Raw genomic sequence first — 25,923 nt, 5'->3', positions numbered from 1 at the left:
GTTAATTGAAGTTATTCATTTAATAACGCCTGTTGAACCACTCTGACAAAATCACCTCTAAACCCGAAGGTTGTCCGGAATTTCAAGACATGCAGCACCCCATTCGTCGGCTGGATATCTGAGGTCATTACCATAGAAGACGGATTGTTCAGGAAGTTCGTCGGATCAAATCCTATATCGGTAACCCTGATTGTACGTGCACCCACAGCTTCCACGCCACCATAGTTGTCATATATCAACCCGATATTAAGGATATATCCACCTACCGTAACATAGTTGATACCAGGATAGGCATAGATATTATTTGGATCTATCCGTGCAAACTGCTTGGCAAGGTGTTTTCCTTCCAGGATATATCTTTCCAGGAATGTTTTCCATACTGAGGCCGGCACATCTGCCAATTGTATGCTGTCCTCGTAATTGTAATAGCGGGATTGATTCAACATATTCATGGCGTCCACCACGCTCTGATCTGTAGGACAGAAAAAAGTTACATCCCCTTTCTCTATCGTATCTTTCAGACCGGCTTTTTCGATAATATAGGTGATCGTATCAAAAAGATCCTTGTTATTCTGCAGGAACTGGAACATGGTTCCGTTATACTTCGGATTAGCAAGTCCTCCATCTTTATAGTATTCCTTTTTACATGAAGTAAAGAGTGTTCCTGCGATCAACAACATGCCAATAAAAGGCAACAACTTTCTCATAGTAATTTTTTTTACAGTTATTGGATCCAATATTGGTTTCTGGTAAGTAATGGATTGGATGCAACAGAAGACTGGGAAATAGGATAGGTCCATGCTCCCCTGTTAAACTGTTCTTCTGTCAGCGGATTTTCAGTGATGTTAGCATCAAACACTCTCCGGGTTCTTACCAGGTCGTACCACAGGTGTCCTTCTCCCATCATTTCTTTTTCTCTTTCAAAGAATACGGCATTCTGCAAAGGTTGTCCTCCTCCGCCGGTGTAAGATCTTGCGCCAGCCCTTGCACGAACCATGTTCAGCAACCTGATTGCTTCCGCATTATTTGTTCCCAGGTAGGAAAGCGCTTCTGCTCTCAGCAGCAGCACATCTGCATACCGGAAGAAAATATAGTTGGCGTCAAAGTCGCGTTCATCGTGGTTGGTAACCGCAGAAAACTTCAGGAACATAGGGAAACGGGCCAGGGCGTTTTCAGAATATGGGTCTTCGAACCATAATGTGAGCCGTTTATCATCTTCTCCCCTTGGAAACATCCTTTCCATATGTTTCCTCATTGGGGTGATCTCAGAACCCAGACCGCCATCTACATAACTTTTCAGGTATGGTTCATGGAGCGTCCACTGGCAGATAAGGGAATGCGATTTCTGATCGCCATAGTTGTTGTCCATAGACAGTTCGAAGATCCCTTCTTCTGAACGTCCTTTAAAAATGGATTTGAAGGTTTCTTTTTCATAAGGCAGGAGTTTATACTGGTTCAGGTCCATCAGGTCCTTGATCAGCTTATCGCATGCCATATAATGCGCTTTTTCATTGGCTTTATCAAAACCTGCAGCCCACATGTGGATATGAGCCAGCAGCGCCAACGCTCCGCCCTGGGTTGCTCTCACCGCCCTGTTGGAAGGGTCTTCGTAGTTCAGCGGCAGATCATTGATAATGGGCTCTACATCTTTTGCAATAACATCCAGTACAGTCAGCATCGCTTCCCGTTTGTGCATGGTGATATCGTAGGGATCCAGTTGCAGGGGAACATCTCCATATAACCGGCACATATAGTAATAAATAAATCCACGGAGGAATTTAGCTTCTGCTATATATTGCTTCCGCAGCGTCTGTGAAAATTCAGCGTCCGGCACCCCTGGTACACGGTCGATGATCAGGTTAGCTGCAGCGATTGACTGGTAAAATGGGCGCCAGTCCTGCGGAATATCGGCGTTATCGCCGTTACCTGTTTCCAACAGCTTGTTGGTACCAATGGCCCTTAGATTGTTCTTATCGAACCAGTTCCAGTTTCCAGCTCTGAAATCACCGGTGTTATACATTACACCGGATTTAAAACGGTCGAGCAGGATACCGTAGGCCCCGGTCATCGCTTTTTCAACGTCTCCCCTGGTTTTCCAAAAATCGTTTCCTGAAAGTACATTCAGCGGTTTTACCTGCAAGAACTTCTTACAGCCACTAAAACCGATTCCCACACAGATCAATAAACCTATTATATACCATTTTTTCATGGGTAATAATTTTAAACATCATTAAAATTGAGCGCCAATACCAATTGTATAACTCCTGTTATTTGGATAGCCATTAATATCATCCCTTCCCAATGTTGTAACAGTTTCCGGGTTTGGACCAGAATAAGGTGAGAACATGGCTACGTTATATGCAGTAAAGTATGCTCTTAAGAAACGGAGTTTTAATTTCTTCATGAAATTAAAGTCCCTGAACTGGTACGCAAGCGTGATCTGGTTGATCTTGAAATAAGATCCGTCTTCCATAAACACGGTTTGATCCAGCCTGTTAGGTACAACAGCGGCGTCGTGCACAAAAGAACCAACCAACGCGGGGTATTTGGATGTATAACCAACTCCTTTCCAGTAGTCAAGTGTCGTGTAATCGTATATGTTAATAGGATTTCCATTAACGGATGTCTGATCAGCATACCTTAAGCGATCGATACGTGCAGCGAGGGCATTGTTTAAGATATCGCGCTTCACCAGGTAAGATGCGTTGACATTGAGGGAGAAATTCTGGTAGCTGAGCGTAGTGTTCAAACCACCGGTCACCAACGGATCAGGGTTACCTGTAATAATGTAGTCTGCCGCTCCCAACGCATAGTCACCGTTCAGGTCAGCCCAGATCGGGTCGCCTGCCTGGAAAAACTGTGTTCCTGTACCGGAAAATGCTTTATAGCGTACACCCCTGATAGGGTCAACAGGTACATCTGAAGTTTTGGCGTAAACACCTTTTGTATCATACAGGAAGTTGCTCAATGGGTTTCTTCCCACTTTCAGAGCAACAGACTGGTAAGTTACATCATCAATGTTCAGGAAGAATTGTGAACCGCCAGGTAACTCAGTCAGTATGCCTTTATTGAGCGCGCCGTTAATGCTGAATGTCCAGTTGAATCCTTTCGGATTTGAGCTGACGATAGGGCGGGTAGTGATAGACAACTCATGTCCGTAGTTCACCATCGCTCCTCCATTCACCTGCATTTTATTAAAGCCGGTTGTGCTGGAAAGCAGTTGATCACGTACCAGGTTGAAGGTATGTTTATAGTAAGTATCGTAGATGATGCTAATACGTCCTTTGAACAAACCCAGATCCAGACCGAAGTTCACCTGTGAAGATTTTTCCGGCTGCATATCAGGGTTGGCTACCATGTCGAAGTTTGGAATGATAGGCAATCCATTGTTATAAGGTTTGTCTCCTATCTGGTAAATACCCAGTGAATTCAGGATAGTGGCGCTCGGGCGGCTGTTATAACCATAGGTCAAACGTGCGGCTCCATATTCCAGCCACGACCAGCGGCTCATCAGGTTCTCTTTGTTGAAGTTCCAGCGGAAACCTACTGAAGGGTTTTGCGTATAAGGATTATTTACACCGGCAGCGGAGTTACCATCCAAACGGTACGCAAGATCAAGTACATACTTGGTTCTGAAGTTATAGGAAAGGAAACCCGCCCAGCTGGCAGCATGGTAAACATAAGATACAGGGGTACCATTTACATTGATACCATTTGCATCATTCCATACGTTACCGGGATAGAAACGTGGTGAATACCCTCTCGGACCCCAGTAGAAATCACTTGGTCCGTTACGGACATCCCTGACGTGCTGGTTATCGGTTTTAATATTGATCTCACTAAATACACTGGCGTAAATATTGTGTCCTTTCTCGATATCCTTCTTGTTTGAATTATAAGTATAGTTCACGCCGTTACGGGTATTCAACTCATCGTGTCTTCCAACAAAACCATACAACTGGGTCTGGTTGTTGTTGGTGAATGCCATGTTGAAACGGTCGCGGGTATCAGTATAATAGTCGTATGAAGTAGTGGAAACGAGTCTGAAGCTAGGCAGGAACTCGTAATCCATATCTATAAATGCACGGATGTTAAGGGTGTTGTTATCATCAATATTATTTTGATAACCATCCAACTGCGGATTACCGATAAAAGTAGACGGACCCGGTAATAATGAAGAGGTAAAGGAACTTCCTGCGCCATTACCAGTTAAGCCTCCGCCGTTACCGCGTTGTTTTTGTCCAAGGGCGCTGAACAATTGAGCGCCTATACGCAGTTTCTTCGTTGGCTGCATATTCAACTGTGTATTCAGGCTGTATTTATTGAAACCAGTATTCTTAATAATACCCTGGTTCATCTGGTAAGCGAAGTTTGCCTTATAGTTCAGCTTAGGGTCACCACCGCTAACCTGGAGGTTGTTATTGGAGTTGATAGTGGTCTGATAAAACAACGCCTGCCAGTTGGTAGAGTTATTATAGAAAGAGTTCAGGCTGTCTGTCAGCATCTGCGTATTGTTCAGGATTGAACGGGCGTCCTGGAGGTCTTTTGCCGCAGCATAAATCGTCCTGATACGGAAGTCACGTTCTGCACTTCCCCCGATCGTCTTATGTAGAGGTGGAGGAGTATTCATAAAGATGCTGCTGTTCAGGTCGATGATCGGCGTTGGTGAATTACCTCTTTTAGTTGTTACCACGATAACGCCATTGGCGCCCCTGGAACCATATAATGCGGTAGCCTGGGCGTCTTTCATAACCTCGATAGATTGTACGTCTTCCGGCGGGATCAGGGCCAGCGGACCAGTAGCCGCACCTGGTTGCAACATGGATTGGGAAATACCGCCATCAAAATCCACCGGTACGTTATCAATTACCAGCAGCGGGTTATTGGTGGCAAGATAAGCCTGGTCGCCTTTTCCGCTAACTGCCAACTGGGAAATACCCCTGATGGAAAGCGTACCGCGGAATCCCGGAGCACCAGTGTTATTCTGGATGTTCATACCGGCAACTTTACCCTGGAGCAACTCCTGGATATTTCCTACAGGCGCATCCTGCAACGCTTTACCGTCGATCACTGCTACAGAGCCGGATACTGTTTCCTTAGTACGTTTCTGGTAACCTACTACGATGGCTTCTTTCAACGACTTGTTCTCTGCGTCCATCGTAACGTTTAATGTTATGTTATTAGGATTCAGCTTTACCGTTTCCACCCGGTAGCCGATATACCTGAACTGCACAGATTTATCCGCCGCAGTGGTGAATGAAAACCTACCATTGGCGTCTGTTACACCCAACCCTTTATTGTTTTTTGTATCTACTATTGTAACTCCCGGAATCCCTTCCTTCGTTGCCGCATCCACAACCCTACCTTTGAAAGTTATTGCCTGTTGGGCTATAACCGGCTGGCTGATTCCTATCATCACAAGAAACAGGGATAACAGTATATGTATGTACCGTTTGTTCATGGCACGAAATTTTTAATGTTTGTGAAATCAGTTACGGTTAATCGTTTTCGAACCGTGGATTCTTGCTAAACTTGACTATAATATCCCAGCCCCCCTGTTTGAACAAGGCAAATGAAAAGCGTATTCCTCCAAAGGTGCGTGAACCGGAATAACGGCGTTCATACGTCAGGGAAATTTCCGCACGTTCGCCCTGCATATCTGCCAACACCGGGTATGGGTTGGTCCTGTCGTAAGTCACCACCGTGCTATCCTCAGAAAAGCGGCGATTAAACCCGAATTGTACATTCAGGTTAGCTGACTGACTGTAGTATCTGATACTATCCCATTTTGTAGCATTAAACCTGCTGAAGCTTATCGGCAATGAGTCCTTGTCGTAGATCTTTATTGAAAAGGTATTGGTAGGAGATTGTTTCCAGACGTAATAGATCCGGACATCTGTATTCTTGATGTCAATGTTCTGCTGATCCTTTACACCTGAAAGGGATGGATGCTGGTATGCCGGCACGGTCTGCCCATCTATGTTTTCGGTATTCCGCTCCCCGGTATCGTCATTGAAATACCATGGTTCATACGGCCTTGGACGTTTAACGTTTAATTTAAATTTCTGGAAGGTCTTCTGTCCAGCAGCATTTTTGGCTATTACATCAAAAATATATGTTCCAGGCTTGATATTGGTAGTATCTGAAGGCCAGAAAATGATATCTCCGGAAGTTGACCTGATATCAAATGAGGGCCGTTTTACAGAGAAGCGTTTTGCCTGGATCTCGTCCACCGACTTTTCTGTTCCTGAATAATAATCCTTCCATTGCAATACATCTACCTGTCCTGTTAATTCCGGAGCCGGTGTACCATCCGAATGGGTCATATTGGTAAGAGATATCTCCATTGGCTGGGTCGAATAATCGGAATTGAAAATGCCATAGAAGACATTCGTACGGTCCGGGTACACTGTATACTGGTCCTGGCTGAAATTACAGTTATTACTGAAATAAGGCTTCTCTCCAGGTAACCATTTTTTATAGCAACTGCTGGCCAATACAGAAATGGCACCGATCATCAATATGCTGTATACTTTCTTGTTCATTGCTAATTTTTTAGAGTTTTGTGAAGATCAACCTGTGAAGGTTTAAGTTAGCCCGCTTGATCTGAACATACAGCAGGTGCTTTCCTTCTGGTAATGTACAGGTGCCGAAATTTGATCTCCAGGTTTGCCAGCCGCCGGTTGAAGGAGTAGGAATGTCTTCAGACACCCGCTGGTTATCATCTACTGTCAGGTAAATAATACCGTCGCCTCCCCCTGCTGTCCTGATTTCCACCTTATAATCACCCGCTTCTTTGATCGTCACTGTATATCTTAACCAGTCGCCGTCGCTTGTCCAACCTACGTTATATAAACCGCCCGGGCTAACCTGCGTATCGCCGGTCGAACAGGTTTCTGTTCCAGGTCCATCCTGCCTGTAAGCCTTATTGCCATTAGAGTTGGAAACCCTGTAGGCGATGCCGGTAGGCCCTTCGTCGTAGTCTGCCGCGTTAACAATACCCGGTATTTCCAGCGGATACCCTAAGTAAGGTCCTTGTGCCGGTTCCAGTGATTTAGGATAAGCCATTCCGGCCAATGAAGTGAATCCAAATACGTGGCGTTCCTCCAGGATGTGTACAATCCCATTCTTAGTTTTGATGTCCACGTTCTGTGTATATGCCTGGCTCCAGTCGCGGGTAAAGCGGGATTCGTTCTTGTCGCTGTATTGCAGTACCGTGGTACCGGCGCCTACTACCCCCGATGCGTTGGTTCTTACTGTTTTACCGTTCATCTCCCTTCCGTACAATGAAACCAGGTTGCTGCCATCTGCATATCTTAAAGAATCAGCAGTTACATTTCCTCTCAGGATATATCGTCTCAGTAAGCTGTCCCATACTTTTACAGGCACGCTGTCGAGGGTCCAGTTATTATTATCACCCAATCGCTGCCTGGTGTAGTTCAGGTTACGGATGGCCGCCTGGATGCTATTATCCTGGGGTACAAAAAAGGTTACATTCTCGCTTTTCAAGGTATCTGCCAGGTTCGCCCTGTCAATTAATAATAACAATGTATCGTATAGGCCTCCCTGTTGCTTCAGGAAGTCGTAAGTACTTACATCAGTTGCTGAAAGCGGCTTGGCATTACGGAAATCCTGCATGCCTTTTTTACATGCGAAGAGTCCTGTTAGCGCCAGCATTAGTATTAATACTTTTTTCATGGCAATGATTTAATTTTTCCAGAAGCTATTTTGAACCAATGCCTTGTTATTATTCAAAGCATTTTGAGAAATTGGCCACAATGCGGCTCCTTTGTTAACATCTTCCTGGGTGAGGCGGGTTTGCTGAGGTATTTTCTTGAAATGTACAAGGTCGTACCAGTACCAGCCTTCTCCTATCAGTTCCCTGCGGCGTTCCAGGAAGATCGCATCCAACAGGTCCTGTCCCTGAGTATCTGTTTTAATATTCCTTAGTGACCGTGCATTCCGTACTGCATTCAAATCGTTCTGCGCCTCACTTGTCATATTCAGTCTCGCTTTCGCTTCTGCACGCAGCAGGAAGAGTTCTTCATAGCGGAAGATGACAATAGCGGATGCATAGAGGCTGAGCGGGTTGGTAGCCACTGCGCTGTTCAGTTGTTTTACTTTATAGAACATCGGGTATACATCGTCCATTTTCGTGAACCAGTAATCCGGGCGTTGCTCATGTATCTCGTTGTAAATTTTGAGGATGGTATCCTTGGACACATATATCTCAGATTCTCTTTTCTGGATATATGGTTCCCTGAGGGTCCAGTCTTCCAACTGACCGGTAGTTGAAATTTCTGCGTGGTCAAAGTTCATATCCACCTGGAAGATATTGCCACTGTTACGGCCGCGGAAGGTACCATCCAGCTGGGCAATATATTGGGCGGTTTCGAACTTATAATTGCTCTGTGAAGCAATATTCACTACACGATCAGCATACAGCAGCGCGTTTGGATAATCTTCTTTCCAGGCATAGATATGCGCAAGCAGCGTATAACACATACCTTTTGTAATAGCAATGGAACGGTGGTGGTCTTCACCCTGCCCGCGGTACTGGCCCGGCGCTTCAGGACTATTGCCATCATACCTGAATGGCAGCCCGTCTACAGCCAGCAAAGCCTGTTCAGCTGCAAAATCCAGCACTTTTTTCCAGTCTTCACGGGGAATTGCCTTAGCAACGCCATCTGCGGGTTTAATTACCAAAGGAACATCTCCCCATATCCTTACCATATAGTAGTATAAGAAGGCGCGGATAAAAATAGCTTGTGAACGGTCACAATTCATTTCAACCTGCGAGTAGCGGTAATCACGGCCTGGCACTAAAGGCAGTTTTTCTATCGCGAGGTTACACTGTGCAATGGCGGCATAAAACCGGCGCCAGTCGCGCCATTCATCCATCGTAGTAAAACTGGCGTTAAGGTTGCTTTCCGAAACGGCTCTCAGGTCCTCTCTTCTTGTTACTGCAAAATCGCCTCCTCTTAATTCTCCATACACCCAGTGAGCATTTTCATTGGCTAATGCAGCTCTCATTAAACCATAGCATGCAGATAACCCTGCACGTGCATCGTTCTTGTTCTGCCACATATTCTCTTCAGTCACTGCCCGATGGGAGGTTACATCGAGCATTTTCTTACAAGAAGGCGTACCCACTGCCAACACTGTCAACAGTGCGGCAACAGCAATATTTCTCATAATCTTGTTTTTTAACATCAGAATTGAAAGTTAAATCCAACGGAAAAGCTGCGAGGAGCAGCCCAGTTATAGTAGCCCTCATCATAGCCGAAATAGCTTACGGCTTCAGGATCTCCTCCTTTATAAGGAGAAATGGTCAGCAGGTTGTTGCCTGTTGCATAGATCCTGACATTTTCCACGTTCCTTTGCTGCATCCATTTGCTATGCAATGTATAAGCTACGGTCAGTGAACGCAGTTTTACATAGTTGCCGTTTTCCAGGAACAATGTCTGGTTGGGCTGGAATGCATTGATAGGACTCCACGGATTGTACATAGGGATCTTGCTGTAATCGCCTTCCACTTTAGACCACCAGGAAATCTCCTTGATGCCTTTAGGATCGTTGGCCGCTTCCCTGTTTACAAAGTCAAAACGGTTAGCTAATGCTTCGTTGATGATCTTGCGGCCAAATGCATAAGCGAACAAGGCATTCAACTCCCAATTTTTGTAACGGACATTATTGCTGAAACCGCCTGTCGCTGCAGGAGATACGCGACCAGAAAAAATACGGTCGTCGTCATTGATATTGTAATCTCCGTTCAGGTCTCTCCATTTCGGGTCGCCTTTTTTGAGTTCTACACCCTGGTAGCTAAGACGTTTGCCGTTTTTAGGATTCACCGGTATTTCATTATCTGCATTGTAAATGCCATCGTTCACCAATAACCAGTAGGTGTCAGTAGGCTCGCCTACTACATAACGGTGCCCGCCCGTCCTCAATTCTGTGAGCCCGTCAGGTAAGGCTATCAGTTTATTTTTATTGGTATAAACACTCAGTCCTGTTGTCCACTGAACATCTTTATTTTTGATAACATCCGCGTCTATGCTGAACTCGTAGCCGTAGTTCTTGATGCTCATGCCGTTTTTAATGATACCTGTATAGCCTTCTTCTTCCATCGTAGGGATACGTACTACGAGGTTGCGGTCAACTTTTGAATAAACATCCAGGGATGCTCTAACCCTGTCATGGAATAATCCGATGTCGATGCCCCCATTAACCTGATCAACATACTGCCAGGAAGTGCCGGGAACTACATACCCGGTTCCGAAACCGGCATTCAGGATAGGGAAACCGTTATAGGTAGCCATGTTTGGCGTACCATTCCAACCGGCATCTACGTTGTAGATAGCGCCGCCTTTATAATACTCATCCATCATCAGGCGACCTACTTTTCCATAGCTTGCGCGGAGGTTCAGGTTGCTCAGCCAGTTAGACTCGATGAGGAAGTTTTCGTTAGATATCTTCCATGCACCGGAAACGGTTGGAGAGATCAGCCAGCGGTTGCTTTCGTTGAGGTAGGATGTACCATCCCTTCTTACATAGAAGGAGAGGAAGTATTTCTTATTATAGTTATACCCGATGTTCGCGTAGAAAGAAGCGAGACGTGATTCTGTAAAATCCTTGGTATTGAAAGTTAAACGGAAGTTAGAGAACCTGCCGGTATGGGCGCCGTCGTCGCCCGGTGCGTAGATCTTTACATAATCGCTGGACCCTTTGTAGGCCTTACCATAGTCGTAACGCCATTTATCCCACTGGTTGTATTGGCCCAGGGTTACTTCCAGGTTATGCCTGTTTTTGAATGAATTCGTATAGCGTAAAGAGTTATCCAGGATCATTCCCCTGTTCAGACCATCGAAGTTGGAAACAAAGCTGTTTCCTTCACCAAGGGTTGTAGGAACGAAATAATCGCGGAAATTCTGGTTATAGTCGATGGCAAAACGGGTATTCCATTGCCAGTGATCATCAAGGATGTATTTCAGGTTAGCAATGATCCTCGCAGAGCTGTTCCTGTTTTTATTCACCGTGTTCTGAAGGTCAGTATAGTACTGGCTCAAATACTCTTTATTTGGCGACAAAGGAGCTTCGTAGTTGAACAGGTAGTCTTCATCCCCTGCCCTGTCGCGCAGGAATTCATTACGTTTCCTGTTGGTAGTAGCGGCCGAAACGTGAGTAGTGAAGATGAGTCCTTTCAGCGGCTGCAGGTTGATACCAAAGTTTACATTGTAGCGATTGAAACCGGTTTTATCATAAACGCCCTGTTGAGAAGCCTGCCCGATGCTGAAACGGAAGTTAGACAAAGGAGTACCTCCCGTAACGGAAGCCTGTATCCCATCGGAGAAGCCATTTCTGAAAAACAGGTCGTCCCAGTTAGCGGGACCGAAATATCTTGTTTGGCTGGAGTCGGCCAGGTATTTGGGAAAACTGCGCCATTGGTTATCGTCTGCATACATGCGGTAGAATGGCAAACGGAAGTCGCTTTCATATCTACCGTTGATCACATCTACTGTTGGCTTGATAGACAGGCCGGCGTAGGCATTTACCGCAACTCTCATCCTGCCGGGGCGGGGACCCTTGGTAGTGATATTGATCACGCCATTGGCGGCATTGGGGCCGTATTTGGCGCTGGCGGCGAAGTCCTTTAATACTTCGATGCTTTCTATATCATTCACATCCAGGAAACCTAACAGGTTTGTTTCTGTTCCGTTCCTGTTATAATCGAAGCGTTGGATGTCGTAGGCGAAGGCGTGGTCCATGATCAAAGGAACGCCATCGACTACATAGGTGGGCTGAATGTAGAAGATGTCTTTGTTACCCATTAAAAGAGAAGAAGTACCGCGGATTACAACGCTGTTCCTTTTTCCCGGTTCAGCGGAAGGAGTGCGAACATCCACGCCGGTAACGCGTCCGATCAGCATTTGATCTACCGTGATATAAGGCAGTTTGGTAACTTCCTTCATATCCACCGCAGAAACAGCGCCGTTAGGACTCCGATTCAGGAATAATTCGTTGTTGGGAATATATCCCACTGAATCGCGTTTGTTTGCTTTTACCCTGGATAACAGAATAGAATCCCTGTTAGAATTTTTATCTGCATCCTTGCTTTTATAGAGTGTTCCGCTTTGACCCAAAGCCTGTGAACACACAATAGAGAATGCTGCAAATAAATAAACTCTCCTGGGAAGGAAAAAGTAAATGTATTTCATACTTGCAATAGTTTAGGAATGAGAATCCCTGGCCGTAAAAATGGTATTACAGCAGCAACTTGATTTTTAAGTAACTAAGTGAGGCACGACAATCCCTTCCTGTATCCGGAACAAATTGCCAGATTACAGCTAAACGTCATGGAAGAATAGCAGCATAGGTAATCCCCTAAAAGGCAGGATATAACCTTTTGACTATAAAATTCATAACGCGCCGGAGAATATTAGGGGCAACGCGTGTCCCTAAATGGTAGTGGTGAATGTAAAACCATGTACAACTGATTAATTGAACGTGAAATTTTGTTTTAAATGAATGCTGGTTTTCAACACTGAAAGTACTATGGCACATAATGCCCATCTGTTCAGGGGCTCACTGTCTGTCCATAAATACTATCATTAAATCTTACTATCAAATGCTCTTTAAATTCTGGTTGTTTTATTAACGCTACATTTCAAATGTAATTAGCTAAATGGATTTTTCATAGTTTTTCATGAATTATTTTTAAAAAAAATTTTCCCCCGAAACGCCCGGTGGTTTGAATTTTCCTTTTTAGCTGATCAATGTCGCCATCGACCGATTAGAAATGTTTTTTTCTGCAGTTTCATTACGCAGAAATTTAAGGGTGCTTTTTACACTAATCTGCCTTACAATAAAAATGCTGCAACCCTTTGCTGCAAATAATTCCAGGAGTTCAGAACATTAACAAAATTTTAATTGCAGCTGGCAGGCCGATTGACGGCTAATTCGCCCGTTGTCTCACCTAAAAAACTTTTTAAATTTTCTTTTTATCAAAAAGACAAATTATATTACCATTTTTCGTCTTCTTATCATGACCCTCTTTTTCGCTATTTTTCATTATAATTCTACTTTTACCCCGCAAAGGCAAGGTCAGTTTTTTAATATATCCATAAGCGTTAGCTGCATAAATACGCCTTATCAAAGCAGCAGTAATTCCTTTAGGCGTTCGGGAAAGGATCAGAGGCGGGGCTTTCTTATTGCCCGGCCCCTGGTTGCGTTTAAGAATCTTTAACGCTGAATGGCATAGAGATTGTCTGTTGACTTCCAGGTAACTCCAGGTTTCTCCCCGGAGCCATTTGACCGGTAAAATCAGTATTGCTCATTTTATACTATTTTTGAGCCGTACCAATGAAATAAGATATAATATTGGCCCATGAAAAATGAAATGTCGCCAGTCACGTCCGTATACTTTGTCACCCTGCTGAAAGCGTATTTACGTGGAACTAAGACAAGAAATGAGATCATAGATGAGTTGCAACAAGTTGCGCCTTTATCAGTTGATCAGACCAGCGATGTAGAAGTTAGTCGCCTGTTATTCCAGACAGCTAGCCAGTTGAATAAGGATTTTTACCAGGAAATAGTCGCAGAGGTAAACCACGCAAACGATACCGCTCCAACCAGGGAGGGAGTTATTCACCAGTTGCAGGCGTTGCTGAACAATGAGATCAGCACTACTGCCCTGTATGAATGGGCAACCTGGCATAACACGCCGGCGGCAGACGATGAATACGTCTTTTTTAATGATATTGCTGTGGATTATTTCTGTACCCAGTTAATGCCGGCAGTAAAAGGGCAGTTGTCTGTTCCCCAGTACGAGCATATACTGCACATTTTCCAGACCACCCCACCCAATGGCCTGCGCGATAAGGTAGCCCTGGTATTGTTACCGGAGCAGGAAAAACAGCGGTTCCTGTTCTACCTGGGTGATTATATCCAGGGACATTCTACCAACGAACAGCTGGATGTATACCTGTTGCATAAGTTCGGGATGGACCATCAGTCGTTCCCTTATATGGGAGAACTTTCGGCTATTATGCATGCACCGGCAAAATTACCGGCCTTATTAAGGATGGCGGCAATGAACCCGCCCTACTAATTAACTGACCATCAGGCTACAGCCCCGGAGCGCCGAGTTATCCAACCGGCCCAGTACTTCAAACCGGCCATCGGCATGCAATTTCCCGATATCGTCCGTTGCAATAAAGGCGCTGGAATAGATATTAGCCAGGTCTATCACATTGATCACCCCTGCCCCCTTGCCTTCCGTCAGCTGAAAAGGATCGTTTTCGTCCCGCAGCAAGATTTTCATCCAGGCAGGCGTTTCAAATAAACCATTTCCTTTTGAATAAGCCTGGGACAGCAGTTCCGTCATCCCGTATTCAGAATGTATCGCACCGGCGCCTAGCCTTTCCTTTAAATAATCGTGTACTTCTTCCCGGGTCCATTCCTCTCTTCTTCCTTTCATCCCGCCCGTTTCCATCACAATAGTATGACGGAGGGATAGCTGGTACTTTTCCGCGAAATCAAGCAACCCGAATGTTACGCCTATCAGCAGGGTTTTCTGTTTCCTGGCTTCCAGTTCCAGCAAGCGCTGTTGCAATGCCTCATGTTCATACAGGTAAAACCCGCTTTCGGGGCGGTTGCTGCGTACGACCAGTTCCTGGACCATCCGTACCAGGGAAGAATGCTGCCTTTCGAGGTAGGAAGGCAGAAGGCCCAGGATCACGAAATCCTCAACGGGGCCATACATTTCTTCGAAGGCTGTCATAAAACTACGGGTATAGATATCCGATTCCTTCACGTAATGCCGGCTGTTAACAGTCTGAGTGGTTCCGCTGCTCTCAAAGATCAGCTCCGGCTCAAATGTGCCGCATACTACTTTATGGGATTTGAAGAACTGGATAGGTAAAAAAGGGATCTGCAAAAGACTGCGTACCCGTGCCGGTGATATATTGATTGCATCCACATATGCCTTATAGATAGCATTTTCCTGGTACTGATACTGGAATACCTCTAAGGCCACTTCTTCCAGGCTGTCTGCCCGGACAGAAAATACTCGTTCTGCCAACGCCATGCTCATGTAAAATCGGTCTTGATCCCTGCAAAGGTAGGGAGAAGAATAAATCTCCCCGTTTTCAGTAACAAATGTTTAAAAAAAACGTTTTGATAAGGAAGAATAGAGATGAATGAATATTTGTATATTTCCTAAATTAATGTAGGTTTGTTTTATGAAGAAACTGCTCCTTTTGTTATTCCTGTCGTCTGGCGTCCTGTTGGCTTGTAAAAAGGATAAAACTGGTACTAAGCCCGAGATTTCGTTCCTCCGTTACAGTTTGCCGGACATCGACAGTGCGACTGAAAGACTGGATGTGGTACTGCGGGTAAAAGATGGGGACGGGGATATTGAAAATTCTATCAACTGGCAGATCATATTCCTGCAGCCGCCGCCTACAGGCCCTGTGGATAAATATACAGAATTTAAAATGCCTGAAATTGGAGCCAACAGGGGTAACAGCGTTAATGCAGAAGTGACCATGCGCCTGATCTCCAGCGATTTTAAATTATGGAATGAAGATAAAGGGGCCGCTCCCGACAGTTTATGGTTCAAGGTATTTGTACTCGACAATGCAGGTAATTCCAGCGATACCATCCTCACACCCAAGATCAGCATTATTAAATCAAGACGTTAATAACTGTTAAATATCTTATTCAACAAAAAGCAAAGGGCAACCGCCTTTTGCTTTTTGTTTTACCTTACCTTTACTTATTCCGCTTATATATTTGCATATGGATAAAATAGAAGAATTACAGTCGAAAATATCCGAGGCAATGCTGGGTGGAGGCGAAGCACGTATCGCCTCTCAGCATAAGAAAGGTAAACTTACTGCCCGGGAAAGGTTACAACTGTTGATGGATGAAGGTTCTTTCGAGGAACTGGATATGCTGGTCACTAACCGGAACAGGGGCATGACCACCGACCAGGAACAATTCCTCGGGGATGGCGTGGTAACCGGTTACGGAACTATCAATGGCAGACTGGTCTACGTTTTTTCCCAGGACTTTACGGTTTACGGAGGCAGTTTGTCTGAACCTCATGCCCGTAAGATCTGCAAGATCATGGACCTGGCCATGGAAAACGGGGCGCCGCTGATAGGGCTGAACGACAGCGGAGGCGCCAGGATCCAGGAAGGAGTAGTAAGCCTGGGAGGCTATGCAGATATTTTCTATCGCAATACCAGGGCTTCAGGAGTGATCCCGCAGATCTCCGCTATTATGGGCCCATGCGCCGGCGGAGCCGTTTACTCGCCTGCGATCACCGACTTCATTCTCATGGTTGAGCAAACTTCCTATATGTTTGTAACCGGCCCTAACGTGGTTAAAACGGTAACCCATGAAGAAGTGACCTCCGAAGAACTGGGAGGAGCGCAAACCCATGCCAGCAAGAGCGGAGTAACCCACTTTGCCTGCGCCAATGAAATAGAATGCATTCAATACCTGAAACAATTACTGAGCTATATCCCGCAAAACTGCGAAGAAACCGCCCCGGTATACCCGTATACCCCCGGCAACGAAGTAAGGGAAGTTCTCAATACCCTCATCCCGGCTAATCCGAACCAGCCATATGATATGAAAGAGGTTATTGAAGCTATTGTAGACGCAGAAAGTTTCTTTGAAGTACATAAAAACTTCGCCGAAAACATGATAGTGGGCTTTGCCCGCATCGCCGGCCGCAGCATTGGCATCGTTGCCAACCAGCCGGCTCACCTGGCCGGGGTGCTCGACATCCATGCATCCGTTAAAGGAGCCAGGTTCACCCGCTTCTGCGATGCCTTCAACATCCCGTTGCTGGTATTGGTAGATGTACCGGGTTTCCTGCCCGGTACCGACCAGGAATGGAATGGTATCATTACCAACGGGGCCAAACTGCTGTTTGCCCTTAGCGAAGCTACCGTTCCAAAATTAACGGTAACCACCCGCAAAGCATACGGCGGCGCTTACTGCGTAATGAACTCCAAACATATCGGCGCCGACATGAACTACGCCTTCCCGCAGGCCGAGATCGCCGTAATGGGAGCCAAAGGAGCCGTAGAGATCATTTACAAAAAAGAGATCGATGCCGCCCCTGATCCGGAAGCGAGGATGAACGAACTGGTAGCCGACTATACAGAGCGCTTCTCGAACCCTTACCTGGCCGCAGAAAAAGGATATATCGACGAGGTGATCAAACCGGACCAGACCCGTGTAAAACTCATCAAAGCCTTCAAAATGCTTGAAAACAAAGTAGTAACCATGCCCCGGAAGAAGCACGGCAACATCCCTTTGTAATTCCACGCGGGTTTCACGCAAAGAAGCTAAGGAGCAAAGAAGCATAAGATATTGTTTTAAGGAAAAAGCAAAGGAGTTGAAGATTGTGTTATATAACATTATCTTCAACTCCTTTGCTTTCTTAAAATTCGCTTCGGTCAAACTTCTTATGCTTCTTTGCTCCTTAGCTTCTTTGCGTGAAACCACTTTGCGTGATTCCTCGAAATTTATACTTTTGTTGTATGGTAAGGAGTTTGTTCAATTTCTTTTTGTTCTCGTCTGTTTACATTTCGTTGTGCGCAGTGATGATGATATGGCAGACAAACCAGTTGCTGGACCTGGAATATGATCAAACTACGTTTTACCTCTTCGTTTTCTTTTCTACTATTTGCAGTTATAATTTTCACTGGTACCTTACCCCCAATACTTATTCAGGCTCTGAAAGGCTGCACTGGGGCGACCGGCACCGGAATATGATGCTGGTGTTTTTCGTGATCGGGATGCTGGGCGCCATTTACTTTTTCTGGCAGCTAAGAGCTCACTGGCTAGCTGTAAGCGGCAGCGTAGTACTTACCTTCCTCTATTCCGCACCCAAAATCCCCCATCCCACTTTCCGGTGGCTCAGCAAAATAGCCATTGGGAAAACCCTGTTCCTGACAGGGGTATGGACCTATGTTACCACCCTGCTGCCGGCGCTGGTAGCTAACACGCCCTTCAGGGAATCTGTGGTGCTGCTGGTTGTACACCGCTTTGCGCTGATCTATGCGATTTGTATACTGTTCGATTACCGGGACCTGGAATCCGACAAAAAAGAAGGGATACGTACGCTGATCACGTACCTGGATGAGCCGATGCTGAACAAACTGTATTACTTCTCCCTGTTGCTGGCGGCGATATTCGCCGGTTTGATGGGGCCGTTCATTTCGTTCCCGGCAGTCATCACCCTGATGATACCGGTACTGATCACCGCCCTCCTTACCCGCAAGGCCCAGCACAGCCATGCCGATTACCTCTATTACTTCGTGCTGGACGGGCTTATGGCCCTTTCTGCCGTTATCCATTTCCTCATCCTGCTGGCATAGCAGGCATCGGCACACAACGCTATTTTTCCTTACATTTGTCCGATCACTATTATAGAATGTAATTATGTCTAAAAAACAAAAATCCATACTCAATAAGGAATCGCTGGCATTCCTGGCTAATTACCTGAATAACCCATCTCCTACCGGGTTTGAAAAAGAAGGACAAAAACTCTGGCTGAAATACCTGACGCCGTATATCGACGAACATTTTGTTGATGCATATGGTTCAGTGGTAGGGGTGATCAATCCCAAAGCCCCGTTTAAAGTAGTAATAGAAGCCCATGCCGACGAGATCTCCTGGTTTGTGAATTATATCTCTCCCGAAGGCTTAATATATGTGATCCGCAACGGGGGCTCCGATCAGCAGATCGCGCCGTCAAAAAGGGTGAATATCCATACAGAAAAAGGCGTGGTAAAAGCCGTATTTGGCTGGCCAGCCATCCACACCCGTATCAGGAGCGGCGATGGTAAAGAACCGCAACCAAAAGTGGAGAACATTTTCCTTGACTGCGGCGCACGCTCCCGAAAAGAAGTAGAAGACCTGGGCATCCACGTTGGATGCGTATGTACTTTCGAAGACGGTTTCGAAGTGCTGAACTATGATTATTATATCTGCCGGGCTATCGACAACCGCATCGGCGGCTTCATGATCGCTGAAGTAGCGCGACTCCTGAAAGAGAACAAACAGCAGTTGCCTTTCGGCCTTTATATAGTTAACGCGGTACAGGAAGAAGTAGGATTAAGAGGCGCCGAAATGATCGCCAAACGTATCAAACCGGATGTAGCGATCATTACAGACGTGACCCACGATACTACCACCCCGATGATCAACAAGAACATAGAAGGCGAGATCAGGTGCGGCGGCGGACCAAGCATTACTTATGGCCCTGCTGTTCACAACATCCTCCGCGATCTGATCATCAAAACAGCAAAGAAAAACGATATCCCTCACCAACTGCATGCTGTTAGCCGCAGCACAGGAACAGATACGGATGCATTTGCATACAGCAACGACGGAACACCGTCTGCACTCATCAGTCTTCCGCTCCGCTACATGCACACCACCGTAGAAATGGTGAAGAAAGATGATATCGAAAATACCATCCAACTGATCTACCAAACCCTGCTGAACATCACTCCTAAAACAAATTTCAAATATTTGTAGTGGTTTCACGCGGGTTTCACGCAAAGTGGCATAAGAAGCAAAGAGCGCAAAGATTTTTTGGACCGAAGCGAATTTTAAGAAGCAAAGGAGGGGAGATTATGTTATATAACAAATAACATAATCTCCCCTCCTTTGCTTTCTTATTTTTCTTAAAACAAAAATCTTTGCGCTCTTTGCTTCTTATGCCACTTTGCGTGAAACCATGTGAAATCACCAGACGTCGGCGGTTACCTGGGCGCCTATCACCTGGTTGAATAGTTCTTCGTCGAGCAGGTCGTGGATGGATTGGATAATAAAGTCAGGGGAATAACCAAAATGTGAGAGGTCTTCTCTCTTTGTAACACCGGTGAGCGTAAGTACGGTAGTAAAGCCCATAGAGCCTGCGCCTAGTATATCTGTTCCCATTGTATCGCCGATCATCACCGTTTCGTCTGTTGTTAACTGTAACGCTTTCCTGGCCATTCTCATCATAATAGGGCTAGGTTTTCCCACGCTGAAAGCCTTGATGCCTGTAGCGCATTCCAGCATCGCAACCAGGGCGCCGCAGCCTACCCTGTATTTACCTTCGCCCATCGGGCAGTTAGGATCCAGGTTGGTAGCAATCAGTTTAGATCCTCTCATGATCATGTTGATCGCTTTGTCTACAGATTCCAGCATAATAGTTCTGCCCTCGCCTATGATCACGTAATCCGGTTGATCGTCTACTATTGAGTATCCTGCGTTGTAGAGTTCTGTAAGCAATCCGCCTTCTCCGATTACATAAGCAGTACCATGTTCCTTTTTTGAAGCCAGGTACCTGGCTGTTGCCATTGCGCAGGTAAAGATGTCGGTATCATTAACCCGGAAGCCCATTTTATTCAGCTTATAGCAAACATCCCTGCTGGTCCGCTGACTGTTGTTGGTGAGGAACAGGAAAGGCAACCCTTTTTCTTTAAGTCCATTGATAAATTCGACAGCGCCGGGAATTGGTTCGCTTCCTTTGTAAATAACGCCGTCCATGTCGATAAGAAATCCTTTTTTCTTCATAGCAATTGATGTTGGTTAATAAGAATTAAAAAGCTTAAAGCATGGAAAGCATAAAGGACTTCATGGAAAGAATAAAGGCGGGAACCGCTTAAACGGTGTAATTGCTCGGGTAATGAACAACGTCCTAAAGATAATACTAAAAATCGAAATTTTCACGGAGATTTCACGCAAAGGCGCAAAGGGGGCAAAGAACGCAAAGAATTTTGGATCGAAGCGGATTTTAAGAGGCAAAGAGAGAGAATAATATAGCGAATAATATATTATAGTTAAATAACACAATCTTCCCTCACTTTGCTCTCTTATTTTCCTTAAAAAAAATTCTTTGCGTTCTTTGCCCCCTTTGCGTCTTCGCGTGAAACCTACGCGTGAAATCTACGCTTTGTTCAGCAGGAAGTACTCTACTCCCAGGTGGTAGCCTTTCAGGCCCAGGCCATAGATGCCGCCCACGCATTTGGGCGCGATGAGGGAGGTATGCCTGAACTCTTCCCTCGCATATACGTTGCTGATATGGATTTCCAGTACGGGTGTTTTAATACCGGCGATGGCATCACGGATGGCCACGGAGGTATGTGTATAGGCGCCGGCGTTCAGCAGGATGCCATCATAGGAAAAACCTACTTCATGCAGGTAATTCACCAGTTCTCCTTCTACATTGTTCTGGTAATAGGAAAATTGTATATCAGGGAACTGTGCTTCCAGTTGTTTAAAATAATTTTCGAACGATTCACTTCCGTATATACCTGTTTCGCGCTTGCCCAGCAAGTTAAGGTTTGGGCCGTTGATAATAGCGATTTGCATGACTGTCTGTGGTTGAATAAGGCACTAAGTTACTAATCCTCGTTCTTGTTTTCACTCCCCCACCTGTAGGTTTTTTGTTCAATACCTGCCAGGTCTATGATGCGGTCTACCACTGTTGCAGCCATTTCTTCGAGGTTTTTAGGGAGGCTGTAGAAAGACGGAGTGGCAGGACAAATGATCCCTCCTGCGGCCGTAACGGCTTCCATGTTTTTAATGTGGATAAGATGATAGGGCGTTTCCCTTACCACGCAGATCAGTTTGCGGCGTTCTTTTAATACTACATCTGCGGCGCGGGTGATCAGGTCGTTGGAGATGCCGGTGGCGATCCTGCCCAGCGTTCCCATCGAACACGGGCATATGATCATGGTATTGAACCTCCCGGATCCTGATGCAAAAGGCGCCATGAAATCCTGTTGCTTATAAAAGCGGAAAGGCAGATCCTTATATCCCTGGTCCTGTAATTCTGTTTCCCAGACTGTTTTGGCATTTTCTGTCATTACAACAGCTACTTCCTCCAACTGGTCAGCAGCTGCATGCAGCTTCTGTAGCAATTGACGGGCATAGATGGAGCCGCTTGCCCCGGTTACTGCCACTACTATACGATGGTTCATTGGCTATGCTATTGTTCACTGGCAAAGCTAGCCTATTCTGAGCGTTTTGGTTCAGAAAACTATAGTAACTATAAAAGAGAGAAGAAGATAACCAGCCCTGGGGCTGATGGCAGCAAAAGGGGAAGGACTTAAAATCCCGCACAAGGTCTTTTAAACTTTATGCCCTGGTAGCGGAACAGGCAGACCCGCAGGACTTAAAATCCCGCGTGCGCCACTATTTCATCCATGACGATACCTGTATGGCTCTCGTTGTAAATGCATTCTCCGTTCCGGATAACAAGTACCTGCGGCGATTCATGAGGCACCCGGTACATTTCTTCGATCTTATTGGATACAGACCTGTAAGCAATGAGATCAAGGTAATAAAACGTTAACCCTGCGGGCGCAGTCGCCCTGTCTAACCTCCCTTTCGCCATAGAACTGATAGAACAGCGGGTGCTGTGTTTAAAAATTACTACCGGCGCTTCAGCGGATGCTGAATTGATCTCCGACAATTGCTCCTCACTGGTTAACGTTTTCCAATTCATTTAACATGTTTTGTGATGTTCGACCGTCGTCTTCGCCATTCCTCTCATCGGACAACCCAATTTCTGATGGCTGGCGCAAGACGTTAATAAAGCTGCAAAGATACAGATCATACCTAAGTAGCCCAAGATTCTGATATAAGATTGCATACCGGTTGTTTTAAATAATTTGATAACTAAAACGAATTTTCAGCAGAAATTATGATACGACAACTTTTTTAATCGTCTTTTGTGATGTTATTTTGCAAATATAGAAATTACATTAAAAAAAACAACAATGTAATTTCAGATTAACAGATTTATGAATTTACGAAATTATTAAATCTGTAAGTCATTCTGTTCATGAAACGCATCGGTGGCTATATGACAAAAGTACATTTTATTGCTATTGGCGGCAGCGTAATGCACCAATTGGCCATTGCATTAAAGAACAAAGGATACCTGGTAACAGGCAGCGACGATGAGATCTTCGAGCCGGCTTTGTCAAATCTCCGCCAGGCAGGTATTTTGCCCGCCGCTATGGGATGGGATGCAGGAAAGATCACCGCAGATACAGACGCTATCATCCTGGGAATGCATGCCCGGGAAGACAATCCCGAACTCATCAAAGCGAGGGAACTGGGGCTTAAGATCTATTCGTTCCCTGAATATATTTACCAGGAAAGCCGCGAAAAAACAAGGGTAGCAATAGGCGGAAGCCACGGTAAAACCACTACCACTGCCATGATCATGCACGTTTTACAACAGAATAAACGGGATTTTGACTACCTGGTAGGCGCCAAGCTGGAAGGTTTTGCACAATCAGTGAACATTACCAACGCTCCCATTATTGTTTGTGAAGCCGACGAATACCCGGCCTCTGTAATAGAAAAAAGGCCGAAATTCCATTTTCTTCACCCGCAGATCGCCGTGCTTACCGGCATAGCCTGGGATCATATCAACGTATTTCCAACTTACGAAATATATGAAACGCAGTTTGCCATCTTTATCCGCGATATGCAGGCAGGCGCGGTGCTGATCTATAATAACAACGACCCGGCCCTGGTAAAAGTGGTAGAGGCTAATGGACAGCATTTACAACTGATCCCATACGCTATTCCAGAACATCATATAGAGAACGGCGTTACTACCGTTACATTCGGCAACCATTCGGCCAGCCTGAAGGTTTTCGGAGATCATAACCTGCTTAATATGCACGCCGCACGCCTGGTATGCAACCAGCTGGGCATCAGCGATGCAGATTTCCTGTCGGCTATTTCCAGCTTCAAAGGCGCAGCCAAACGACTGGAACTGGTTGCAGCCAACGATCATTGCGCTATCTACAGGGATTTTGCCCATGCGCCTTCCAAAGTGAAAGCAACCATGGAAGCTACCCAGCAGCAATTTCCCGGCAGAAAGCTCATTGCAGTACTGGAACTGCATACCTACAGCAGCCTGAATGCCGATTTTTTGGATCAGTATTACAGCGCGCTGGACCCGGCAACTATTGCCGCTGTTTATTACAGCAAACACGCCCTGGAAATAAAACGTATGCCTGACCTTTCGCCCGAACTGATAGCACAGCGTTTCGGACGGAATGATCTGCATATCTTTAACAGCAGGGAAAAACTTGAAAATTTCCTGCAGGGACAATCATACCAGGATACCAACCTATTGCTCATGAGCTCCGGCACATACGATGGATTGGATTTTCCTAAACTGGCAGCATTATTACCATTAAACAATCAGCACACAACTAAATAGATTATAAATGCCTTCTTTGCTCCTCAAAAGGCCTCTGGCCGTGATCGACCTGGAAACTACCGGCACAAACGTGGCGACGGATCGTATTATAGAAATTGCAATTATTAAAGTCTTCCCAGACAAAACCACCCAGTCGAAAGTGCGGCGCATTAACCCGGGAATGCCTATTCCAGCCGGTTCTTCAGCTATTCATGGCATCAGGGATGAGGACGTAAAAGATGCTCCTTTATTCAAGCAGGTAGCGCATGAACTGAAACAGTTCATGGACAACTGCGACCTGGCAGGTTACAACTCCAACAGGTTTGATATTCCTTTGCTGGTAGAAGAATTCCTGCGGGCAGATGTGAATTTTGACGTCAGCAAACGTAAGTTCGTTGACGTACAGCGCATTTTCCACCTCATGGAAAAACGCACGCTCGCTGCCGCCTATAAGTTCTACTGCGACAAACAGCTGGAAAATGCACACAGTGCAGAAGCCGACGCCATGGCCACCTACGAGATACTGGAAGCCCAGCTGGCCCGCTACGAGCACTTGCAGGAGGATATTGACTCACTTGCTACGTTCACCAAAGAAGAAGATTATATAGATTTTGCCCGCCGCCTTGTCATGCAGGGAGGACAGGAAGTATTTAACTTCGGCAAGTATAAAGGACGCCCGGTCAGAGAGGTATTGAAAGCAGAACCTCAGTATTATGATTGGATGATGAAAGCCGACTTCCCGCTTAATACCAAGCAAAAGTTGACTGAAATTTTCCATAATATGATGTTAAAAAAAATGTAATGTTTAACCGGAACATCCTATCTTGCAGCGGAATTGAATTATTTTCGCAGTCCAAAAATATCATCTCCTAATTGGAAAAGCTTGTCATCATTCCCACCTACAATGAGAAGGATAATATCCGGAACATCATTGATGCTGTACTTTCACTGAAAGAGAACTTTCATATACTTATAGTAGATGACGGCTCTCCGGACGGTACAGGTAATATTGTTAAGGAATTGCAGCAACAGCATCCTGGGGAACTTTTCCTGGAAGAAAGGTCAGGAAAACAAGGTTTGGGAACAGCGTATATTCATGGGTTCAAATGGGCGCTGGCACGCGGTTACCGGTATATTTTCGAAATGGATGCCGATTTCTCACATAACCCTAAAGATCTTACCCGGCTGTATCATGCCTGCGCTAATGAAGGAGCGGATGTAGCGGTAGGTTCCAGGTATGTAAAAGGCGGTAAAACTGAAAACTGGCCGTGGGACAGGGCCGTATTATCTTACGGCGCCTCGATCTATGTAGGTATGATCACATGGATGCCGGTTAAAGATCCAACAGCCGGTTTCGTTTGTTACAGCAACCGGGTACTGGAAGCCATTAACCTGGACCAGATCCAGTTTGTTGGCTATGCTTTCCAGATCGAAATGAAATTCACTGCCTGGAAACTTGGGTTCCGCATCAAGGAAGTGCCTATTACGTTTAAGGACCGGAAAGAAGGATATTCGAAAATGAGTAAAGGCATTGTAAAAGAAGGCATTTTAGGAGTGCTGAAGATACAATGGCAAAGCCTTTTCAGAAATTATAAAAGACGGGTTACGAATTAGTTTCACGCAAAGAAGCAAAGTAAGCAAAGAGGCATAAGATATTGTTTTAAGGAAAATAAGAAAGC

General features: G+C 45.5%; 20 protein-coding genes. 8 read left to right on the top strand and 12 right to left on the bottom strand.

The window, feature by feature from the left end:
• Positions 1-11 precede the first annotated feature (11 nt).
• From BLV62_RS10430 to BLV62_RS10400, 7 genes are read right to left on the bottom strand one after another with little or no spacing between them, the layout of a single operon-like run.
• Positions 12-707 carry a fasciclin domain-containing protein gene (locus tag BLV62_RS10430; RefSeq protein WP_168927797.1) on the bottom strand — a complete coding sequence of 232 codons (696 nt, stop codon included), beginning with the start codon at positions 705-707 and terminating at the stop codon, positions 12-14.
• A gap of 17 nt (positions 708-724) precedes the next feature.
• A complete protein-coding gene (locus tag BLV62_RS10425) occupies positions 725-2,209 on the bottom strand; it encodes a RagB/SusD family nutrient uptake outer membrane protein (protein ID WP_089761363.1) in 1,485 nt (494 codons plus the stop codon).
• A 21-nt stretch (positions 2,210-2,230) separates the two neighbouring features.
• Positions 2,231-5,461, bottom strand: coding sequence for a SusC/RagA family TonB-linked outer membrane protein (locus BLV62_RS10420; RefSeq protein ID WP_089761362.1), 3,231 nt, complete (start codon positions 5,459-5,461; stop codon positions 2,231-2,233).
• A gap of 37 nt (positions 5,462-5,498) precedes the next feature.
• Positions 5,499-6,545, bottom strand: coding sequence for a DUF5007 domain-containing protein (locus BLV62_RS10415; protein WP_089761360.1), 1,047 nt, complete (start codon positions 6,543-6,545; stop codon positions 5,499-5,501).
• Positions 6,546-6,555: 10 nt separating this feature from the next.
• Complete coding sequence (locus BLV62_RS10410) at positions 6,556-7,698, bottom strand: carbohydrate-binding protein (RefSeq protein WP_089761359.1); 1,143 nt, start codon at positions 7,696-7,698, stop codon at positions 6,556-6,558.
• A 9-nt stretch (positions 7,699-7,707) separates the two neighbouring features.
• Positions 7,708-9,195 (bottom strand): RagB/SusD family nutrient uptake outer membrane protein, encoded by a 1,488-nt coding sequence (locus BLV62_RS10405; protein ID WP_168927796.1) that lies wholly within the window; start codon positions 9,193-9,195, stop codon positions 7,708-7,710.
• 17 nt (positions 9,196-9,212) lie between these two features.
• Positions 9,213-12,215 carry a SusC/RagA family TonB-linked outer membrane protein gene (locus BLV62_RS10400; protein ID WP_089761356.1) on the bottom strand — a complete coding sequence of 1,001 codons (3,003 nt, stop codon included), beginning with the start codon at positions 12,213-12,215 and terminating at the stop codon, positions 9,213-9,215.
• Positions 12,216-13,384: 1,169 nt separating this feature from the next.
• Between BLV62_RS10400 and BLV62_RS10395 the strand changes: the two genes are divergently transcribed.
• A complete protein-coding gene (locus BLV62_RS10395; protein ID WP_089761354.1) occupies positions 13,385-14,107 on the top strand; it encodes a hypothetical protein in 723 nt (240 codons plus the stop codon).
• On the opposite strand, the gene BLV62_RS10390 is transcribed toward BLV62_RS10395, so the two are convergent.
• On the bottom strand, positions 14,108-15,091 hold the full coding sequence (locus tag BLV62_RS10390; RefSeq protein WP_139170073.1) for a LuxE/PaaK family acyltransferase: 984 nt from the start codon (positions 15,089-15,091) through the stop codon (positions 14,108-14,110).
• A 148-nt stretch (positions 15,092-15,239) separates the two neighbouring features.
• Between BLV62_RS10390 and BLV62_RS10385 the strand changes: the two genes are divergently transcribed.
• From BLV62_RS10385 to BLV62_RS10370, 4 genes are all read left to right on the top strand, one after another.
• Positions 15,240-15,701 carry a hypothetical protein gene (locus BLV62_RS10385; RefSeq protein WP_089761352.1) on the top strand — a complete coding sequence of 154 codons (462 nt, stop codon included), beginning with the start codon at positions 15,240-15,242 and terminating at the stop codon, positions 15,699-15,701.
• A 97-nt stretch (positions 15,702-15,798) separates the two neighbouring features.
• Positions 15,799-17,337, top strand: a complete 1,539-nt coding sequence (locus BLV62_RS10380; protein WP_089761350.1) for an acyl-CoA carboxylase subunit beta — start codon at positions 15,799-15,801, stop codon at positions 17,335-17,337.
• Between the two features lie 221 nt (positions 17,338-17,558).
• A complete protein-coding gene (locus BLV62_RS10375) occupies positions 17,559-18,398 on the top strand; it encodes a UbiA family prenyltransferase (RefSeq protein WP_139170070.1) in 840 nt (279 codons plus the stop codon).
• A 64-nt stretch (positions 18,399-18,462) separates the two neighbouring features.
• Complete coding sequence (locus tag BLV62_RS10370) at positions 18,463-19,563, top strand: M42 family metallopeptidase (RefSeq protein WP_089761347.1); 1,101 nt, start codon at positions 18,463-18,465, stop codon at positions 19,561-19,563.
• A 210-nt stretch (positions 19,564-19,773) separates the two neighbouring features.
• Here BLV62_RS10370 and BLV62_RS10365 read toward each other — a convergent pair whose 3' ends face one another.
• The 4 genes from BLV62_RS10365 to ytxJ form a co-directional block, all read right to left on the bottom strand.
• Positions 19,774-20,589, bottom strand: a complete 816-nt coding sequence (locus tag BLV62_RS10365; protein ID WP_089761345.1) for an HAD-IIA family hydrolase — start codon at positions 20,587-20,589, stop codon at positions 19,774-19,776.
• Between the two features lie 372 nt (positions 20,590-20,961).
• A complete protein-coding gene (gene aroQ / locus BLV62_RS10360; protein WP_089761344.1) occupies positions 20,962-21,387 on the bottom strand; it encodes a type II 3-dehydroquinate dehydratase in 426 nt (141 codons plus the stop codon).
• A 32-nt stretch (positions 21,388-21,419) separates the two neighbouring features.
• Entirely contained in the window at positions 21,420-21,998 is a 579-nt protein-coding gene (locus BLV62_RS10355; RefSeq protein WP_089761342.1) for a UbiX family flavin prenyltransferase, read from the bottom strand.
• Between the two features lie 194 nt (positions 21,999-22,192).
• Positions 22,193-22,525: a bacillithiol system redox-active protein YtxJ gene (gene ytxJ, locus BLV62_RS10350; protein WP_089761340.1), complete on the bottom strand. Its 333-nt coding sequence runs from the start codon at positions 22,523-22,525 to the stop codon at positions 22,193-22,195.
• 339 nt (positions 22,526-22,864) lie between these two features.
• Between ytxJ and BLV62_RS10345 the strand changes: the two genes are divergently transcribed.
• The 3 genes from BLV62_RS10345 (at position 22,865) to BLV62_RS10335 (ending at position 25,858) form a co-directional block, all read left to right on the top strand.
• Positions 22,865-24,265, top strand: a complete 1,401-nt coding sequence (locus BLV62_RS10345) for a UDP-N-acetylmuramate--L-alanine ligase (RefSeq protein ID WP_225889559.1) — start codon at positions 22,865-22,867, stop codon at positions 24,263-24,265.
• Positions 24,266-24,272: 7 nt separating this feature from the next.
• Positions 24,273-25,046 (top strand): 3'-5' exonuclease, encoded by a 774-nt coding sequence (locus BLV62_RS10340; protein ID WP_089761339.1) that lies wholly within the window; start codon positions 24,273-24,275, stop codon positions 25,044-25,046.
• A 71-nt stretch (positions 25,047-25,117) separates the two neighbouring features.
• On the top strand, positions 25,118-25,858 hold the full coding sequence (locus BLV62_RS10335; RefSeq protein ID WP_089761337.1) for a polyprenol monophosphomannose synthase: 741 nt from the start codon (positions 25,118-25,120) through the stop codon (positions 25,856-25,858).
• Positions 25,859-25,923: the final 65 nt, after the last annotated feature.

It is taken from the genome of Chitinophaga terrae (ex Kim and Jung 2007) (assembly GCF_900107795.1).
Lineage (GTDB): Bacteria > Bacteroidota > Bacteroidia > Chitinophagales > Chitinophagaceae > Chitinophaga > Chitinophaga terrae.
Note: the sequence above shows the minus strand (reverse complement) of the source record. Positions and strands in the feature narration are given on the sequence as shown.

Coding starts and splice junctions, on each gene's coding strand:
- BLV62_RS10430 (WP_168927797.1), bottom strand. CDS start 707: ATGAGAAAGTTGTTGCCTTTTATTGGCATGTTGTTGATCGCAGGAACA.
- BLV62_RS10425 (WP_089761363.1), bottom strand. CDS start 2,209: ATGAAAAAATGGTATATAATAGGTTTATTGATCTGTGTGGGAATCGGT.
- BLV62_RS10420 (WP_089761362.1), bottom strand. CDS start 5,461: ATGAACAAACGGTACATACATATACTGTTATCCCTGTTTCTTGTGATG.
- BLV62_RS10415 (WP_089761360.1), bottom strand. CDS start 6,545: ATGAACAAGAAAGTATACAGCATATTGATGATCGGTGCCATTTCTGTA.
- BLV62_RS10410 (WP_089761359.1), bottom strand. CDS start 7,698: ATGAAAAAAGTATTAATACTAATGCTGGCGCTAACAGGACTCTTCGCA.
- BLV62_RS10405 (WP_168927796.1), bottom strand. CDS start 9,195: ATGAGAAATATTGCTGTTGCCGCACTGTTGACAGTGTTGGCAGTGGGT.
- BLV62_RS10400 (WP_089761356.1), bottom strand. CDS start 12,215: ATGAAATACATTTACTTTTTCCTTCCCAGGAGAGTTTATTTATTTGCA.
- BLV62_RS10395 (WP_089761354.1), top strand. CDS start 13,385: ATGAAAAATGAAATGTCGCCAGTCACGTCCGTATACTTTGTCACCCTG.
- BLV62_RS10390 (WP_139170073.1), bottom strand. CDS start 15,091: ATGAGCATGGCGTTGGCAGAACGAGTATTTTCTGTCCGGGCAGACAGC.
- BLV62_RS10385 (WP_089761352.1), top strand. CDS start 15,240: ATGAAGAAACTGCTCCTTTTGTTATTCCTGTCGTCTGGCGTCCTGTTG.
- BLV62_RS10380 (WP_089761350.1), top strand. CDS start 15,799: ATGGATAAAATAGAAGAATTACAGTCGAAAATATCCGAGGCAATGCTG.
- BLV62_RS10375 (WP_139170070.1), top strand. CDS start 17,559: ATGGTAAGGAGTTTGTTCAATTTCTTTTTGTTCTCGTCTGTTTACATT.
- BLV62_RS10370 (WP_089761347.1), top strand. CDS start 18,463: ATGTCTAAAAAACAAAAATCCATACTCAATAAGGAATCGCTGGCATTC.
- BLV62_RS10365 (WP_089761345.1), bottom strand. CDS start 20,589: ATGAAGAAAAAAGGATTTCTTATCGACATGGACGGCGTTATTTACAAA.
- aroQ (WP_089761344.1), bottom strand. CDS start 21,387: ATGCAAATCGCTATTATCAACGGCCCAAACCTTAACTTGCTGGGCAAG.
- BLV62_RS10355 (WP_089761342.1), bottom strand. CDS start 21,998: ATGAACCATCGTATAGTAGTGGCAGTAACCGGGGCAAGCGGCTCCATC.
- ytxJ (WP_089761340.1), bottom strand. CDS start 22,525: ATGAATTGGAAAACGTTAACCAGTGAGGAGCAATTGTCGGAGATCAAT.
- BLV62_RS10345 (WP_225889559.1), top strand. CDS start 22,865: ATGAAACGCATCGGTGGCTATATGACAAAAGTACATTTTATTGCTATT.
- BLV62_RS10340 (WP_089761339.1), top strand. CDS start 24,273: ATGCCTTCTTTGCTCCTCAAAAGGCCTCTGGCCGTGATCGACCTGGAA.